Origin of the sequence: Rhodococcus sp. ARC_M12 (assembly GCF_022810385.1) — a bacterium.
GTDB lineage: Bacteria > Actinomycetota > Actinomycetes > Mycobacteriales > Mycobacteriaceae > Rhodococcoides > Rhodococcoides navarretei.
Genome location: NZ_JALGQI010000010.1, coordinates 178,481 through 195,050 on the forward strand (window position 1 = coordinate 178,481; position 16,570 = coordinate 195,050).

The 16,570-nt window shown below is 65.3% G+C and carries 14 protein-coding genes and 2 tRNA genes; 11 read left to right on the forward strand and 5 right to left on the reverse strand.

Going from position 1 to position 16,570, the window contains the following annotated elements:
- The first annotated feature begins 45 nt into the window (after positions 1–45).
- The 7 genes from gyrA (at position 46) to MTX35_RS14800 (ending at position 8,745) form a co-directional block, all read left to right on the forward strand.
- The gene (gene gyrA / locus MTX35_RS14770) at positions 46–2,589 is read left to right on the forward strand and encodes a DNA gyrase subunit A (protein ID WP_243595698.1); all 2,544 of its coding nucleotides are present in this window, start codon (positions 46–48) and stop codon (positions 2,587–2,589) included.
- A complete protein-coding gene (locus tag MTX35_RS26035) occupies positions 2,590–3,978 on the forward strand; it encodes a DUF3566 domain-containing protein (protein WP_243595699.1) in 1,389 nt (462 codons plus the stop codon).
- Between the two features lie 109 nt (positions 3,979–4,087).
- Positions 4,088–4,161: transfer RNA gene (locus MTX35_RS14780), tRNA-Ile, on the forward strand.
- Between the two features lie 190 nt (positions 4,162–4,351).
- Positions 4,352–4,424, forward strand: a tRNA-Ala gene (locus MTX35_RS14785).
- Between the two features lie 417 nt (positions 4,425–4,841).
- Positions 4,842–5,792, forward strand: a complete 951-nt coding sequence (locus MTX35_RS14790; protein ID WP_243595700.1) for an acyl-ACP desaturase — start codon at positions 4,842–4,844, stop codon at positions 5,790–5,792.
- 205 nt (positions 5,793–5,997) lie between these two features.
- Positions 5,998–6,996 carry a diguanylate cyclase gene (locus MTX35_RS14795; protein ID WP_243595701.1) on the forward strand — a complete coding sequence of 333 codons (999 nt, stop codon included), beginning with the start codon at positions 5,998–6,000 and terminating at the stop codon, positions 6,994–6,996.
- Positions 6,997–7,116: 120 nt separating this feature from the next.
- Positions 7,117–8,745 carry an alpha/beta hydrolase gene (locus MTX35_RS14800; RefSeq protein WP_243595702.1) on the forward strand — a complete coding sequence of 543 codons (1,629 nt, stop codon included), beginning with the start codon at positions 7,117–7,119 and terminating at the stop codon, positions 8,743–8,745.
- On the opposite strand, the gene MTX35_RS14805 is transcribed toward MTX35_RS14800, so the two are convergent.
- Positions 8,740–9,156, reverse strand: a complete 417-nt coding sequence (locus tag MTX35_RS14805) for a hypothetical protein (protein WP_243595703.1) — start codon at positions 9,154–9,156, stop codon at positions 8,740–8,742. The two genes, MTX35_RS14800 and MTX35_RS14805, sit on opposite strands and share 6 nt — an antisense overlap.
- A 94-nt stretch (positions 9,157–9,250) precedes the next feature.
- Between MTX35_RS14805 and MTX35_RS14810 the strand changes: the two genes are divergently transcribed.
- Together MTX35_RS14810 and MTX35_RS14815 are read left to right on the forward strand one after the other, a co-directional pair.
- Positions 9,251–9,787: a peptidylprolyl isomerase gene (locus tag MTX35_RS14810; protein WP_094632154.1), complete on the forward strand. Its 537-nt coding sequence runs from the start codon at positions 9,251–9,253 to the stop codon at positions 9,785–9,787.
- Between the two features lie 25 nt (positions 9,788–9,812).
- Positions 9,813–10,742: a rhomboid family intramembrane serine protease gene (locus tag MTX35_RS14815; protein ID WP_243595704.1), complete on the forward strand. Its 930-nt coding sequence runs from the start codon at positions 9,813–9,815 to the stop codon at positions 10,740–10,742.
- Between the two features lie 110 nt (positions 10,743–10,852).
- Here MTX35_RS14815 and MTX35_RS14820 read toward each other — a convergent pair whose 3' ends face one another.
- Both MTX35_RS14820 and crgA read right to left on the reverse strand, forming a co-directional pair.
- On the reverse strand, positions 10,853–11,338 hold the full coding sequence (locus MTX35_RS14820; RefSeq protein ID WP_243595705.1) for a PH domain-containing protein: 486 nt from the start codon (positions 11,336–11,338) through the stop codon (positions 10,853–10,855).
- Positions 11,339–11,374: 36 nt separating this feature from the next.
- Positions 11,375–11,638 (reverse strand): cell division protein CrgA, encoded by a 264-nt coding sequence (gene crgA, locus MTX35_RS14825; RefSeq protein ID WP_243595706.1) that lies wholly within the window; start codon positions 11,636–11,638, stop codon positions 11,375–11,377.
- Positions 11,639–11,839: 201 nt separating this feature from the next.
- Between crgA and MTX35_RS14830 the strand changes: the two genes are divergently transcribed.
- Both MTX35_RS14830 and MTX35_RS14835 read left to right on the forward strand, forming a co-directional pair.
- Complete coding sequence (locus MTX35_RS14830; RefSeq protein ID WP_243595707.1) at positions 11,840–12,586, forward strand: DUF881 domain-containing protein; 747 nt, start codon at positions 11,840–11,842, stop codon at positions 12,584–12,586.
- Positions 12,587–12,599: 13 nt separating this feature from the next.
- Positions 12,600–13,241: an aminodeoxychorismate/anthranilate synthase component II gene (locus MTX35_RS14835; RefSeq protein WP_243595708.1), complete on the forward strand. Its 642-nt coding sequence runs from the start codon at positions 12,600–12,602 to the stop codon at positions 13,239–13,241.
- 22 nt (positions 13,242–13,263) lie between these two features.
- On the opposite strand, the gene pknB is transcribed toward MTX35_RS14835, so the two are convergent.
- Positions 13,264–15,195, reverse strand: a complete 1,932-nt coding sequence (gene pknB / locus MTX35_RS14840) for a Stk1 family PASTA domain-containing Ser/Thr kinase (RefSeq protein WP_243595709.1) — start codon at positions 15,193–15,195, stop codon at positions 13,264–13,266.
- Positions 15,192–16,565, reverse strand: a complete 1,374-nt coding sequence (locus MTX35_RS14845; RefSeq protein WP_243595710.1) for a serine/threonine-protein kinase — start codon at positions 16,563–16,565, stop codon at positions 15,192–15,194. The genes pknB and MTX35_RS14845 overlap by 4 nt, the downstream gene beginning before the upstream one ends.
- Positions 16,566–16,570: the final 5 nt, after the last annotated feature.

Below are 16,570 nucleotides of genomic sequence, written 5' to 3' on the forward strand. Positions count from 1 at the left end.
AGTTTTCTCGGTGCGTGCAGGTGACCGTTTCTCGAGGAGATTTGCATGTCTGACATCACCGAACCGCCGGTAGGACCCCCGCCGGGTTCGACCACCAACGCCGAGGGCGGCGACCGGATCGATCCGGTCGACATCCAGCAGGAAATGCAGCGTAGCTACATCGACTACGCCATGAGCGTCATCGTCGGTCGCGCCCTGCCCGAGGTCCGTGACGGCCTCAAGCCTGTGCACCGCCGCGTGCTGTACGCGATGTACGACTCGGGCTTCCGGCCCGACCGCAGTTACGTCAAATCCGCACGCCCCGTTGCCGAGACGATGGGTAACTACCACCCCCACGGCGACACCTCGATCTACGACGCGCTGGTGCGTCTGGCCCAGCCGTGGTCGATGCGGTACCCGCTGGTCGACGGTCAGGGCAACTTCGGTTCCCGCGGCAACGACGGTGCCGCAGCCATGCGTTACACCGAGGCACGGCTGACTCCGCTCGCGATGGAGATGCTGCGGGACATCGACGAGGAAACCGTCGACTTCATTCCCAACTACGACGGCAAAACCCAAGAGCCGACGGTACTTCCGTCGCGCGTGCCGAACCTGTTGATGAACGGCTCCAACGGCATCGCCGTCGGCATGGCCACCAACATCCCCCCGCACAACCTGCGTGAACTGGGCGACGCGGTGTTCTGGGCCCTGGACAACTTCGAGGCCGACGAAGAAGCCACGCTCGCGGCGTGCATGGAACGCGTCAAGGGTCCGGACTTCCCGACGCACGGACTCATCGTCGGTGGCCAGGGCATCCAGGATGCGTACTCCACCGGTCGCGGCTCCATCCGCATGCGCGGCGTCGTCGAGATCGAGGAAGATTCCAACGGTCGCACCACGATCGTGATCACCGAGCTGCCGTACCAGGTCAACCCGGACAACCTGATCACCTCCATCGCCGAGCAGGTCCGAGACGGCAAGCTCTCGGGTATCTCCAAGATCGACGACGAGTCCTCGGATCGTGTCGGTATGCGCATCGTCGTGACGATCAAGCGCGACGCGGTCGCGAAGGTCGTGCTCAACAACCTCTACAAGCATTCGCAGCTGCAGACGAGCTTCGGTGCGAACATGCTCTCGATCGTCGACGGCGTTCCGCGCACCTTGCGCCTGGACCAGATGATCAGGTTCTACGTCACTCACCAACTCGACGTGATCGTCCGCCGCACGCGCTATCGGCTGCGCAAGGCCGAAGAGCGCGCCCACATTCTGCGCGGACTGGTCAAGGCACTCGATGCTCTCGACGAGGTCATCGCGCTCATCCGTGCCTCGCAGACCGTCGATCTCGCCAAGCAGGGCTTGATCGACCTGCTCGACATCGACGAGATCCAGGCCCAGGCGATCCTCGACATGCAGCTGCGACGCCTCGCAGCACTCGAGCGTCAGAAGATCATCGACGAGTTGGCAGAACTCGAACGAACGATCGCCGACCTGCAGGACATCCTGGCGAAGCCCGAGCGGCAGCGACAGATCGTGCGTGACGAGCTCGCCGAGATCGTGGAGAAGTTCGGCGACGACCGTCGTACGCGCATCATTGCCGCCGACGGGGACGTCAACGACGAGGATCTCATCGCGCGGGAGAACGTGGTCGTCACGATCACCGAGACCGGTTACGCCAAGCGCACCAGAACCGACCTCTACCGTTCGCAGAAGCGAGGCGGCAAGGGCGTGATGGGCGCAGGGCTCAAGCAGGACGACATCGTCAGCAAGTTCTTCGTCTGCTCGACGCACGACTGGATCCTGTTCTTCACCACCAAGGGCCGCGTCTACCGGGCCAAGGCCTACGAGCTGCCCGAGGCGAACCGAACCGCCCGCGGTCAGCACGTCGCGAATCTGCTCGCCTTCCAGCCGGACGAACGCATCGCCCAGGTCATCCAGATCAAGACCTACGAGGACGCTCCGTACCTGGTGCTCGCCACCAAGGGCGGTCTCGTCAAGAAGTCGCGACTGACCGACTTCGATTCCAACCGCAGCGGCGGCATCGTCGCGGTCAACCTGCGCGGCGACGACGAGTTGGTCGGGGCCGTTCTCGCGTCCTCGGACGACGATCTGCTGTTGGTCTCGGCGCAGGGCCAGTCCATCCGGTTCTCCGCGACCGACGAGGTGCTGCGCCCGATGGGTCGCGCCACCTCCGGTGTGCAGGGCATGCGATTCAACGGCGAGGACGCGTTGCTCTCCCTCAACGTCGTCAGCGAGAACAAGTTCTTGCTGGTCGCTACGTCGGGTGGCTACTCCAAGCGCACCGCGATGGAGGACTACCCCCAGCAGGGTCGTGGCGGAAAGGGAGTGCTGACAATCCAGTACGACCCGAAGCGTGGCACGCTGGTGGGAGCTCTCATCGTCGACGACGAGGACGAGCTGTACGCCATCACGTCGAGTGGTGGCGTAATTCGGACCGCTGCCAAGCAGGTTCGGAAAGCCGGCCGACAGACCAAGGGCGTGCGGTTGATGAATCTCGGTGAAGGCGACACATTGCTCGCGATCGCGCGCAACGCCGACGAGATCGAACCGGATGCTCTGGGCACCGAAGACGATGCAGCGAAGGAGTCGTAAGTGAGCACTCCCAACCGGCCTGGTAGCAGGCCCGGCCCCAACGGTGGCCCGGACAGCCGGGATCCCGCGCGGGCCGAGCAGCCCGCGCGTCCCGCGCCGCCCGAGGGAGCTCGCCCGGGCAGCCGGCCGCAGCCGGCCGCTCGTCCTGCGCCCGCAGCCGGCCGCGGACCTGCCCCGCAGGGTGGTGCTCGCCCTCCGGCACGTCCGGCTCAGGCTGCGCCGAACGGCCCGGCCCGACCGGCTCAGGGACCCCCGCCTTCGCAGCGACCGCCTGCACCGCAGGGACCGCCTTCGCAGGCTCCGGGGTCGAGTGCTCCGGGGTCGCCCGCACCAAGGCAGGGCCAGGCTCCGGCCGGTCCCGCGCAGGGTCAGCCGCCCCAGGCCCCCAACAAGCAGCCCGCCTCGGGTCAGCCGGCTTCCGGGCGGCCGCACAACGGTCAGCCGGCAAACGGCCAGCCTCCGCAGCGGCAGGCCCCTGTCGGTCCACCTCCTCGACCGGCCGGCTCGCAGCCGTCGGGATCGCAGCCGTCGGGATCGCCGTCCTCCACGCCCACCGAGGCGTCGCGCGCACCGGAGGGTCCGGCTACCGGTGGAGCCGATCGGAACTCTGGTCCCGCCGCGACGCAGGCGATGCCCGCTCAGCAGAACGACGGCCAGCAGGGAACTCCGCCGTGGCAGCGAGGTGCGGGTCAGCGTCCCGCTCCCCAGGGAGCAGACGACAGGCAGCAGCCGCAGAATCAACCGCAGACCAACCTGTCCGGCCGCGGGTCTGCGCTACCCCCGACCGGGGAGTCCGAGCGGGCTGCCCGTACGACCGCCGACCCCGTCCAGCGCGAGTCGACCGAGGACAAGACCGAACGCCGGGAAGCAGCCCGGTCGAAGGCCGCGGTCATCGACGGGCCGACCCGGCACATCGAACGCAAGGATCTGGCGAAAGACATGCCGGATCTGTCCGCCGTCCGGCATCCCGAGCCGTCCCAGTCCGAGCGCGCAGCACCCACGGCCATCACCGCGGTGTCCAGCGCGGACGGTGATCCTCTGCGGGCGACCATCCAGATTCGCAAGATCGATCCGTGGTCGACACTCAAGATCGCCCTGGTGATCGCGGTGTCACTGTTCTTCGTGTGGATGGTGGCCGTCGGTTTGCTGTACGCGGTGCTCGACGGCATGGGCGTCTGGGAGCGTCTCAACAGTGCCTTCACCGAGATCGTGAACGAATCCGGCGACGGCGGTCTCGTCAGTGCGGGGCAGGTGTTCGGCTACGCGGCAGTGATCGGTGTGATCAATGTCGTACTGTTCACCGCACTCACCACCATCGGTGCCTTCATCTACAACCTGTCTTCGGACCTGGTCGGCGGCGTCGAAGTGACGTTGGCAGACCGCGACTGACCTGCACCATCGAGAGCCGTATCGGGCCGTTTTGGAAGACAGCGGCCCGATACGGTAATCTCATCCCTCGGTTCGAGGAGAGGTTTTCTTCGCACCGAATCAGTGATGAGGGCCTATAGCTCAGGCGGTTAGAGCGCTTCCCTGATAAGGAAGAGGTCGGAGGTTCAAGTCCTCCTAGGCCCACACCGAACGAACGAAAAGAGGCGGGACGTGAAAATCCTTCTTCTCGTCGCATCGGCGGTGATCGCAGTGCTGACACTATCGAAGGTGCGCTCGCAACGCAGCTCGGACGGCGTCTGGCACAGCATCCCCACCGTGTGACAATCGCTCGGAGTGGACGTGTAAAGTTCGTCTACGATTACCGGCAACACCCGGGGCCTTAGCTCAGTTGGTAGAGCGCTGCCTTTGCAAGGCAGATGTCAGGAGTTCGAATCTCCTAGGCTCCACAAAGAATAGGACGTCCACTTCGGTGGGCGTCCTTTTTCGTTCCTCCGGCCCCAGCGGCCCGCCGAACCTCCCCGAGTCCACTCGATGTGCCATTGACCCCCGAAAAGTCCACCGGATGTGCCATTGAGTGCCCACGGGCGACGGACGAGCTCACCGGAATGGTTGTGATCGAACCCAAGGTGGTCTCCGGTTGGGCGCCCATATGTCCAGACAGTCGATCGTTCTGTTTCGCAAGCACGAGTCGGTCCATAGCGTTGTCGGTGTTCAAGAGCGTCGGTTCTCGAATCGATGTGAGTGATCGCGGCGGCGCACCGCAGGGGGGTGTGCCGTCGTTCGATCTCGGCGAAAGGTGTTCGCCACAGTCTCGAATCGATCGGCGATTTCAGACATTTCGGATTTCTAAGGAGCCCCGGCCAATGACGCGCGTTCTCGATCACGAAGAGCTGTTGACCGAACTCGACGGCACGCTGGAAGCCAATTTGAATCGTCATCTGTCGATGGCGAAGGAGTGGCATCCCCATGACTACGTTCCGTGGGATCTTGGTCGGAACTTTGCGGCCATGGGTGGGGAGGACTGGTCGCTCGAGCAATCCTCGTTGTCGGAGTTGGCCCGCACCGCGATGATCACGAACTTGCTCACCGAGGATAATCTGCCGTCGTATCACCGGGGGTTGGCGGATAACTTCTCGCTCGACGGTGCGTGGGGCACGTGGGTGGGGCGGTGGACGGCAGAGGAGAACCGTCACGGCATCGTGATGCGCGATTATCTGGTGGTGACGCGTGCGGTCGACCCTGTGGAGTTGGAGCGGGCTCGGATGCATCACATGACGGTGGGTGTCGATGCACCCATGGATGGCGCGAACTTCTTGCATTCGGTGGCGTACGTGACGTTCCAGGAGTTGGCGACGCGTGTCTCGCACCGGAACACGGGATTGGCGTGCGGGGATCCGGTAGCCGATCGAATGCTGGCTCGGGTGGCGGCGGACGAGAATCTGCACATGATCTTCTACCGCAACTTGGGTGAGGCGTCGCTGGATCTGGTGCCGGATCAGATGGTTCGCGCCATCACCGACGTCGCTACCGACTTTCAGATGCCCGGCCTGAACATGCCCAATTTCCGTAAGAACGCGATGATCCTGGCCAAGAACGGGATCTACGATCTCCGCCAGCATCTGGACGAGGTATTGATGCCGGTGTTGCGTAAGTGGAGGATTTTCGAGCGGAACGATTTCACCGGTGAGGGCGAGCGCGATCGCGATCGTCTGGCGGCGTTCGTGGAGGATCTGGCGGCCAAGGCAACCAAGTTCGAGGAGTCACGCGACCGCCTGCTCGCCAGGGAGGCTGCGCGCGCCGAGAAGGCGTCCTGACCTGCTGCGCTTTCCCTGTCCGGAGTCGTGGTCGAGGCACGGGGATGTTAGAGTCCGGGCATCGTTGGGTCATGTGAGGCGATGGCCGTAGTGCGTGGGGAGGGCCGATGATGCCTGGGGGGTATCGGATGAGCGGTGGGGCACGCTTCTGTGTGTCCTGTCCGCAGCCGGCAGAGGCAAGGCCTTGCGTGGCTGGAATCGGCTGGTGAGCAGGCTCAGGTTCGACGAGTCTGGTCGCATGCTCGCGGTGTTCGCGGCAGTCACCACGGTTCTCTACGCCGCCAGCGCCATTGCGTCGTGGTCGAACCTGTCCGGTGCCCAGCAGGTTCTGGCGGCGTTGGCGCTGCTGCTGGGCCCGCTGGCGATCGTGGTGCTGGCGAGGGCGGGTGTGCCGAGCCCCAAACACGCAGTGGGATTCGCGACCGCATTGTCGGTGGTGGCCCTGGCGTGCGCGCTGGGCAGTAGCGACACCATGCCTGCGTTCTTGATCTGTGTACAGGCGGCCATGTTTCTCGGCATGCACATCGGTGCGTTCTGGTCCGAGCGCAATGCCGGCATTTGGGTTGCGGTGCTTGCTGTTTCGGCAGTCATCGGTGCCGCGATCGCGCCGTACGGTACGCCCTTCATCAGTTACATCCTCGTTGCTCTCGGAATCGTCGGCGCGACCGAGGTATTCGGTGTGTTCGCCCGTCGAATGCGCTACTCCGCGACGCACGACGCGCTGACAGGGCTGCTCAATCGCTTCGGCTTCGAGTCCAAGATCGACAAGATGTTGCCGGCATGCGCTGCCCGTGGCTTGTCGGTCAGCCTTGCCGTACTCGATCTGGACAACTTCAAGGAAATCAACGACGAGTACGGCCACATCGCCGGTGACGTTCTGCTCACCAGGGTCTCGAAAGCCTGGAAGGGCCAGCTGACCAGACGCGATGTGCTCGGTCGGCTCGGTGGCGACGAATTCGTGCTGTTCATGCCGGGGGTTCTGGAAAAGGAAGCCTGGCAGATCATCGAGAGACTGCGTCGCGCACATCGCGCCGAATGGAGCGTCGGCCTCGCGTGCATGCCCGCGGATCGCCGTTGGGGCGAGATCTACCGTGCAGCAGACGCCGATCTGTACCGGGCGAAGCGAAGCAGGCCACCGAGGACCAGTCGGCAGTCCGATCCCGACGCCGGCTACAGCGGCCCAGTTCGCAGAATTGCGCAGTAGCATCCGCACTCCCCATCGTTGATCCCCAGATTTTGTCCACAGGCTGTGGATAGATTTCCCGTTTCGGTTCACCCTTCGCGTTGACTCGTCGGAAACGACGATGCTGCGGGGGGATACGCGATGGTCACTCTCGACCAATTCAGATCATGGGACAGCCGCGTGCTGGCTACCGTGTCCGAGCACCTCATGCGTCGGTGGCGCGACATGACCGGCCTGCACGATTCGGCTACGGACGAGATGATGTTCGACGGGTGGCGCGGCCCTGCGGCCGATGCGGCGCGGGAGGCACTCGGACGCATCCGACTCGAACTGTCGGATGCCACCGACGAGTTGCTCCGGATCGCGACGTGCACCGCGGATGCCGCCATCGATATGGCGAGTGTGGTTGCAGCCCTGCGCGCAGTGGAGCAAGCGGCCACGGACGAGCGATTCACAGTCGGATCCGACGGCACGGTGACCGACACCGCGTCGTACTCGGTTGCGTCGGCCGACCTGTGGTCGACGAGGCGAGAGCGACGCCGTCGCTGCGAGGAATTGACCGACCGCATCTCGCAGCTGGTGCGAAGTGCCACCGACTTCGACGACGCCCTTGCCCGACGCCTTGCCGGGCGAGCCTCGGCCGATGCGATCGCAACCGTGGTGGCGGCTTCGGTGCCACACGATGCAACGCCGGCTGCCAATGCGGCCTTCTGGAGCGCGCTCTCGCCCGCGGCGCGCACCCGGCTGCTCGTCGAGCAGCCCGCCCTGATCGGCAATCTGGACGGTCTGCCCGGACGTGTCCGCGACAGCGCGAACCGTCGGGTGCTGGTCGCCGAGCGCATTCGCCTGCGTGCTACCGAGTCGAAACTGCGTAAAGAGCTGGAGGGCAACACCTTCGGCGGCTTGTTCACGGACGCCGATGCCGGCTTGGAGCAGACTCGAGCGCGGCTGGCCTCGCTCGATGCAATCGAGGCGGCCTTGGAGAGGGGAGGACGGCAGCTTCTGGTGCTCGACAATTCCTCGTACGAGGAAACGATGGCAGCTGTCGCGGTGGGCGATGTCGATACGGCAACCCATGTGGCCGTCTTCGTACCCGGCCTCGACTCGACCGTGCACGGAAACGGGCTCCGATACGACGGAGACATGGAGAACTTGAAACAAGCTGTGCAACAGCTACTTCCGGGAGATACGTCCCAGACTGCGGCCGCGGTGACCTGGCTCGACTACCAGGCCCCTCAGCTCGGGTGGAGCATGCTCGATCCCGACCGGACGGTGGTGTCCGGCGCGGCGGCCAGGGCAGGGGCCGATCGACTGGCACCGTTTCTGGACGGACTCGACGCCGCACGCGCGAGCGATCCTCACTTGTCGGTACTGGCTCACTCGTACGGATCCCTCACTGCAGCAGCGGCTTTCCGGAACGACACCGGGGTCGACGACTTCGTGGCTCTGGGATCACCGGGACTGGGCACCCACAGCGTGGAGGATCTTCGGCTTCCCACGGGGCACGTGTTCGCCGCCGAGGCAGGCGCGGATGTCGTGGCCGACCTCGGTGCGTTCGGCCGTGACCCGGGCGTGCTGGACGGCATCACGCTTCTCGCCACCGACGGATCCGATGGACTCATCGGCTCGCGCGGACACAGCGACTATCTGACCGATGGGACGACCAGTGCTCACAATGCTGCACTGGTCGTCGCCGACCGTAGCGAGGAGGCCGTGATCCGGACCAGGCCCGGCCTGTTCGATCTGGTGCAGAGAATTCTGTATCTATGACGACGTTTCGTCGTAGTCCGCCAGACTCGGCGGAACATCGGCAGGTGGCGGTACCTCGTTGCGACGGCGACCGAGCAGGAACACCACGCCTCCCACAACGGCCGCCGCGGCGCCGAGGAGCAGGAACTTTCGGGTCCGACGCGATCCCGACTCGGCCGTGACCAACGCTGTGGTGCGGTTCGCGCGCGCGATGTGCTCCGCGGTGGCTGCCCGCCTCTGGGCGGCTTGCTTGCGAGCCAGGCCGTAGCCTTTCTTGGCCAGCAGCAGACCGACTCCGGCCGGGCCCTTGCTCGCGGCGGAGGCCGCGCCGAGCAGCGCAGACGCAGCCGCTCGCCTCGGTCGTTCCGCAGGCTCCGCTCCTGCGGTACCGGTGGTCGACCGAATCTGATCGGACTTCGTTGTGCTCGTCATACCTTCACTGTTCCACAACAGGCCCCTGTCGAACCGTCCTGATGCACCCGTCTCGATGCCCGTTGTGAACTGCCCGGTCACTCGGGATGGCACGATGGAGGGCGTGACTTCACCAAACAAGACCCAAACGGCCACGTTGCACACCAACCGGGGCGATATCGTCATCGAACTGTTCGGCAATCACGCCCCCAAGACCGTCGCGAACTTCGTCGGTCTCGCGGACGGATCCAAGGAGTACACGACGCAGAACGCGTCGGGTGCCAAGACCGGACCGTTCTACGACGGTGCAGTCTTCCACCGCGTCATCGACGGCTTCATGATCCAGGGCGGCGACCCCACCGGCACCGGTACAGGTGGACCGGGCTACAAGTTCGAGGACGAGTTCCACCCCGAACTCTCCTTCGATCGCCCGTACCTGCTGGCCATGGCCAACGCCGGCCCCGGCACCAACGGCTCGCAGTTCTTCATCACCACCGGCAAGACCCCCCACCTGAATCGCAAGCACTCGATCTTCGGTGAGGTCACCGACGAGGCGTCGAAGAAGGTCGTCGACGCGATCTCCAGCACGCCGGTCGGCCGCGGCGATCGTCCGGTGGACGAGGTCGTCATCAACAACATCACCATCGCCTGATCTGCCCGAAGGACTTGAAGAGAACATGACGAACCCCGGCTGGGGTGGCGCGTACGGCGACCAACCCAACCCACCTCAGTCGGTGTGCGTCCGACATCCCGATCGCCCCACCGGTCTGGCCTGTTCGCGTTGCGGGCGGCCGGCATGCCCACAGTGTTTGCAAGCCGCAGCTGTCGGCCAGCACTGCGTCGACTGTGTACGCGAGGGCAACAAGAACGTGCGGACGGCGCAGACCATTGCCGGCGCGCCGATGACGCGATCGGCCAAGACCCCACTGACGTTCGCGCTCATCGCTGTCAATGTCATCGTCTACGCCATCACGGTTGCGCAGTCCGGCGATCCGATGAACAACACCTCCGGCTCCGAGCTGGCCCGTAGCTGGGCTCTCAACAGCCTCCTGGTTGCCGACGGCGACGTGTTTCGGCTGGTCGGCAGTGGCTTCGTCCACTACGGGCCGATTCACCTGCTCGTGAACATGTTCGCGCTGTACATCATCGGTCGCGACGTCGAGCTCGTGCTCGGTCGAACTCGCTATCTGGCCGTCTACTTCCTCTCGCTCCTGGGCGGAAGCGCGTCGGTGATGCTGCTGGAGAACCCGCTCGTCTCCACCGTCGGCGCGTCCGGTGCAGTCTTCGGCCTCCTGGGCGCCCAAGCCGTCATCCTGCTGCGGCTCAAGCGCAGCCCGGCTCCGATCCTCATCGTCATCGCGGTGAACATCTTCATCAGCATCTCCATCCCCAGCATCTCGCTGTGGGGCCATATGGGTGGCCTCGTCGCCGGTGCAGCAGCCACCGCCGGTTTGGTGTTCCTCTCCAACCGAACTGGTGGGACGGGAGCACCGAGAACCCTGGCCGGCCTGTCCATGGCCTGGTTGTCGGTGATCGCCGTTGCTGTGGTGTCCCTCGGAATCATCGCGATACGAGTGCTCGACCTCCGCGCGCAGTTGGGCATCTGACAGTCCGCTGCCCGGACTCCACCGCTCGCCTCACGGGGTCCACTGAATGTGACATCGACCCCCCAAAAGTCCACTGAACGTCACATCGAGTACCCCCCGCGGACGGCAGCTCAGGAGTTGCGGGGCACCAGACCGTGGCTGTCGAGTGTGTCGAATACATCTCGCGGGTCGGTGCCGAGGTCCCATCTGCCGAAGATGATCAGTCGATCGTCGTCTTCTCCGGGTGGCCGGACGTCGAGTTCGAGCATGGGTACGCGTCGGCCCAGTCGCGGGTATTTCACGATTTTGATGCGCACTATGTCGGCGCGTGAGTACGTGCGGATTCCGCCGAGTCGTTTCATCGTCAGCGATCCGTCGTGCGTGATGGCCAGCCGGGGGCGTTGGACCGCAGCGAGGGCTGCCAGAATCCACATTCCGACGGCGGCGAGTCCCACAAGGAACGTGCCTGCTGCGTCGGTGGACGAGAGTGCTGCGCCGACTCCGAGGGCGATTCCGCCTGCGACCAGGGCCGCGACGGCAACGAGTGGCGTCGCCCACTGCTGTTCGTACACACCCTGTGGATCATTCCGAGAGTTATCCACAGGGTTTATCCACATTGGGGATGAATGACATGGATGTAACTCGGGCCGCGATCAGCGCCACCGCATGGTCATGACGAGTCCGACGACCATGAATCCGAAGCCGATCAGGAAGTTGTAGGCACCGAGGTTTCCGATGAAGGCGATGTCCTCGGAAGCCAGGTAGTAGACGATCAGCCACAGCAGTCCGACCACCATGAATCCCAGCATCAACACCACGTACCAGATGGGCGACGGCCCGGCGTTGACCTTCACCGGCGTGCGGTTCGCCGGGTTGATGGTGTAGTCGTTCTTCTTCCGTACCTTCGACTTCGGCATTGTTTCCTCTTCACGTTCGTGACGGCCGGCGGCGCTGCGGCCGTACCTGTGGACAATTGACGACGGACCTGTGGATCGGTGGGTGAACGGCATCCCCAGGCTATTGTCACCTCGAGGACCGTGTCGGTCACGGACCCGGTTGCTGTACACGCTAACCCAGGTGAGCCCAGCACCGACCCACCGGACAAATTGCGAGCGCCCGTGAGACGACGATCGACCGTAACCGCCGACACCCGCTGGTGGGTGCTGACCGTTGCCGTGTGCGCCGTCGTCGGTCTGCTGCTCGGCACCACCAGGAATGTCTCGGACGGCTCCGAATTGCGCGGTGGAGACACCACCCGACTCGCCGATCTGGTCGACGCCGCCCAACGCAGCAGCGACGATGCACAGCGAAGCCGGGAAACGCTCGAACAGCAGGTGGACTCCATCCAGCAGCGCACCGCGACAGGAGATGCCGACGTCGCCGACGCCTTGGCGCGGGTCGATTCCCTGGCCGATGCGGCGGGACGCGAGGCCGCGTCCGGTGCCGGACTGACCGTCACGATGGCCGACGCCTCCCGGGGGCCCGACGGTTCGTATGCGTCCGACGCGTCGGTCGACGATCTGGTGGTCCATCAGGTCGATGTGCAGAGCGTGCTCAACGCGTTGTGGGCGGGTGGCGCGTCGGCGATTGCGATGCAGGATCAGCGGCTGATCACCTCCTCGGCGCCACGCTGCATCGGGAACACTCTTCTTCTCGGCGGCCGGACGTACAGCCCGCCGTATGTGATGACGGCTCTCGGTGACGCGGATCGGCTGCGCGCGGCGTTGAAGAACGAGCCGGGCGTGCGGTTGTACGAGCAGTACGCGTTGCGGTACGGCCTGCGCTACGACGTCGCGTCCGCGGAGGAGCTCACGGTGCCCGCGTACTCCGAATCGGTGCGCATGCGGTACGCGCAGCCACGCTGAGTACGCTGTCGACATGCGCATTCTCGTCGTCGACAACTACGACAGCTTCGTCTTCAACCTCGTCCAGTACCTGGGTCAGTTGAATGCCGATGTCGAGGTCTGGCGCAACGACGACGAGCGCCTCACCGATCGGGATGCGGCCGCGGCTCAGTTCGACGGCATCCTGCTCAGCCCGGGACCGGGCACCCCGCAGCGCGCAGGTGCCACGATGGACCTGGTCTCGGCCAGTGCTCGTGCCAAGACGCCGCTACTCGGCGTGTGTCTGGGCCATCAGGCGATCGGCGCCGCGTTCGGGGCCACGGTGGAGAAGGCTCCGGAGCTGTTGCACGGTAAGACCAGCCTGGTGCACCACTCGGGCGTCGGGGTTCTGGAAGGGATGAACGAGCCCTTCACCGCCACCCGCTACCACTCGTTGACCGTCCGCGAGGACACCATTCCGGCCGAGCTCGAGATCACCGGACGCACCGAATCCGGTCTGGTGATGGCGATGAGGCACGCCGAGCTGCCGATTCACGGCGTCCAGTTCCACCCCGAGTCCATCCTCACCGAGGGCGGACACCGCATGCTGGCCAACTGGCTCACAGTCTGTGGGATGCCTACCGACCAGGGACTCGTCGCCAAGCTCGAAGCTCAGGTCTCCGAAGCCTTCGCCTGAGCTTCGCAGCCCGAGGCTACCGCTAGCCGGTCGGGATTCCCAGGGCACCGATGGTCACGGTGATGGTGTCGGACTTGCTGATCTCCGAGCCCGCGGGCTGAGTCTGAGTGATCACTCGTCCGACCATCAGCGGGTCCAGGGTGGACTGCCTCGACGTCGACAGATCCGACGCGGTTCCGGTCCATCCCGCCGACTCCAGTGCCGTCAGAGCCTGTGCTTCGGTCAGCCCGGACAGATCCGGCATCGGGATCTTGTCTCCGTTCGAGACTCGAAGCGTGACGACGGTGTTCTCGGCGACGTTGGCACCTCCGGCGGGGTCGGTCGAGACGACCTGTCCCACCGGCTGACTCGAGTCGATGTTCTGTACCTGCACGCGGAGTCCTGCACCCGCGACGTTCGGCTGCGCCACGTCGACGAGCTGGCCGACGACGTCGGGCATCCGTACCTGCGCGGGACCGGAACCGAGCGTGATCCGAACCTGCGAGTCGGCGTTCATGCTCACACCGGAGGACGGGTTCTGTTCGACGACGCGGTCGAGGTTCTCCGGCGTCGACGGCGCCCGGGCGATGGTGGGATCGAGTTCGAGGCCCACCTCGTTCAAGGCGTCGGACGCTTCCTGTTGCGTGCGTCCGGTCAGGCGCGGAACCTGGACCTGCTGGGGTCCCGAGGAGACGTCGAGCTGGATGTCCCCGGGCGATTCGGTCTGCGACCCGGCGGCCGGGGTGGTGCCGATCGCCGAACCCTCGGGAACCGACGCATCCGGCCTCTCCTGCGGACGGACGCGCAGACCGACGTTCTCGAGCTCGCTCTGGGCCTCGGCAGCGGACAGCCCGGCGACGGACGGCACAGTGACGGTCGTGGGGTCGGCCCCAGGGCCGAGCGACCACAGGAAGGCCCCCACGATCGCGACCACGATGATCGACGCCGCAGAGATCAGCGCGATCTTGAGACCTCGACGGTTCTTGGGCTCGTCCTCGGGCTCGGCGTGCCTCGAAGCGCGGGGCGCTGCAGCGACTGCGGCGGGCTTGCCGGTGAAATCCGCCTGACGGGAATCGACCGATCCGAGGATCGTGGTGCGGTCCTCGTCGTTCATGACCATCGGCGCGCTCGGCCGTTGACCACCGAGTACCCGGACCAGGTCGGTACGCATCTCGGCAGCGCTCTGGTAGCGGTTGGCGGGGTTCTTGGCCATCGCCTTGAGGATGATCGAGTCGAGTTCGCGCGGAACCGCGTCGTTGACCAGCGACGGCAGCTGAGGATCCTCGCGCACGTGCTGGTAGGCGACGGCGACCGGTGAGTCACCCGTGAACGGCGGTTCGCCGGTGAGTATCTCGAACAACACACATCCGAGCGAGTAGACGTCCGATCGAGCGTCGACCTGTTCGCCGCGGGCCTGCTCGGGTGAGAGGTACTGGGCGGTTCCGATCACGGCCGCGGTCTGCGTCATCGGTGACGAGGAATCGGCGATGGCGCGCGCGATCCCGAAGTCCATCACCTTCACCGCGCCTGCGTTGTTGATCATGATGTTCGCGGGTTTGACGTCGCGGTGCACGATGCCGTTGCGGTGGCTGAAATCGAGTGCAGCACAGACGTCGGCGATGACTTCCATGGCCCGACGCGGTGCCATGGGTCCCTCGGCGCGCACGATGTCGCGCAGAGTGTCGCCGTCGACGTATTCCATGACGATGAACGGGAGCGGACCGGCTTCGGTCTCGGCTTCACCGGTGTCGTACACAGCCACGATGGCGGGGTGGTTCAGTGCGGCCGCGTTCTGGGCTTCGCGCCGGAACCGCAGGTAGAACGTGGGGTCCCGGGCGAGATCGGCGCGCAGAACCTTGATGGCGACATCGCGGTCGAGACGAGTGTCGCGCGCCAGATGGACCTCGGACATGCCACCGAAACCGAGTATCTCGCCCAGCTCGTAGCGAGCGGACAGCGTACGGGGAGTCGTCATGGTCGTCCTTGTGGCTCTTGCGGGAACGGGATCTCGATGAGCGGCCGTCTCGTCGTCGTCTGCGTGGGCTCCGCCGAGGTCGTGGTGGTTTCTTCGGTGGTCGTCGGCTCCTGCGTGGTCGTCGTCGTGGTCGTCGTGGTCTCTTCGGTGGTGGTGGTTTCTTCGGTGGTCGTCGTCGGTTCGGTCGTCGTGGTCGTCGTGGTGGTAGTCGGCTGCGTCGTGGTGGTGGTCGGCGGCACGAACGGGGTCTGCGTGTCGTCTCTACCCCCGGTCAACAGCACGTAACCGCCGATGAGGATGGCCAGCAACAACAGTCCGGCTCCGCCCCACGCAAGTGCCTTCTGCGCCGACGACATTCCGGTCGCCTCGGGCACCGCGGCCGCCGCCGTTCCGGTGGCCGGTCCGCGATAGTCGCGCTGGGATGTCGGCATCATCTGGGTGCTCGACGGCGGAGGCGGCTGCGGGCTGGGCACGACGCCCGGCATCATGACCCTGCCGGTGCCGGTGCCGCGTGAATTTCCCGGTGCAGGCGGACGACGGCCTGCCCGGACCGCGGCGACGGCGTCGGCGAACTCGCCACCGTTGGCGTAGCGCGCAGCGGGGTCCTTGACCATCGTGATCTCGATGAGTTCGCGAACGGCAGGGGGTAGGTCGACCGGCATCGGTGCAGGCGTTTCGCGGACGTGCTTCATGGCGACGGTCAGGGCACCGTCACCGACGAACGGGCGCGAGCCCGCAAGTACTTCGTATCCGACGACACCGAGCGAGTAGACATCCGACGCCGAGGTGGCCTCCTCGCCGAGCGCCTGTTCGGGGGCGATGTACTGCGCGGTGCCCATGACCATTCCGGTCTTGGTCACCGGGGACGCGTCGACGGCCTTGGCAATGCCGAAGTCGGTGATCTTGACCTGCCCGGTGGGGGTGATCAGGATGTTGCCGGGTTTGACGTCGCGGTGTACGACGCCCGCGGTGTGGGCGATCTGCAGGGAGCGGCCGGTCTGCTCGAGCATGTCCAGGGCGTGGCCGAGCGGCAGCCGAGACATGCGGCCCAGGACGGCATTGAGCGGTTCCCCGTTGACCAGTTCCATCACCAGGTAGGCCAGTGATTCGCCTGCGCCGTCTCGGGTCTCACCGTAGTCGTAGACCCCGGCGATTCCGGGGTAGTTCAGCTGCGCGGTGGTACGGGCCTCGAACCTGAAGCGCTGCAGGAACTCCGGGTCCTCGGAGAACTCCGCCTTGAGTACCTTGACCGCCACCCGGCGATCGAGGCGATTGTCCATGGCCTCCCACACCTGGCCCATGCCACCGGTGGCGATGAGGCGCAGAAGTCGATAGCGCTGTGCGATGACAGCTCCGTTGCTCAATGGCACGTTAT

Excerpts from the sequence above, each read along its gene's own strand:
- gyrA (WP_243595698.1), top strand. The coding sequence starts at position 46 with ATGTCTGACATCACCGAACCGCCGGTAGGACCCCCGCCGGGTTCGACC.
- MTX35_RS14790 (WP_243595700.1), top strand. The coding sequence starts at position 4,842 with ATGACGCGCGTTCTCGATCACGAAGAGCTGTTGACCGAACTCGACGGC.
- MTX35_RS14800 (WP_243595702.1), top strand. The coding sequence starts at position 7,117 with ATGGTCACTCTCGACCAATTCAGATCATGGGACAGCCGCGTGCTGGCT.
- MTX35_RS14805 (WP_243595703.1), bottom strand. The coding sequence starts at position 9,156 with ATGACGAGCACAACGAAGTCCGATCAGATTCGGTCGACCACCGGTACC.
- MTX35_RS14810 (WP_094632154.1), top strand. The coding sequence starts at position 9,251 with ATGGAGGGCGTGACTTCACCAAACAAGACCCAAACGGCCACGTTGCAC.
- MTX35_RS14815 (WP_243595704.1), top strand. The coding sequence starts at position 9,813 with ATGACGAACCCCGGCTGGGGTGGCGCGTACGGCGACCAACCCAACCCA.
- MTX35_RS14820 (WP_243595705.1), bottom strand. The coding sequence starts at position 11,338 with ATGTGGATAAACCCTGTGGATAACTCTCGGAATGATCCACAGGGTGTG.
- crgA (WP_243595706.1), bottom strand. The coding sequence starts at position 11,638 with ATGCCGAAGTCGAAGGTACGGAAGAAGAACGACTACACCATCAACCCG.
- MTX35_RS14835 (WP_243595708.1), top strand. The coding sequence starts at position 12,600 with ATGCGCATTCTCGTCGTCGACAACTACGACAGCTTCGTCTTCAACCTC.
- pknB (WP_243595709.1), bottom strand. The coding sequence starts at position 15,195 with ATGACGACTCCCCGTACGCTGTCCGCTCGCTACGAGCTGGGCGAGATA.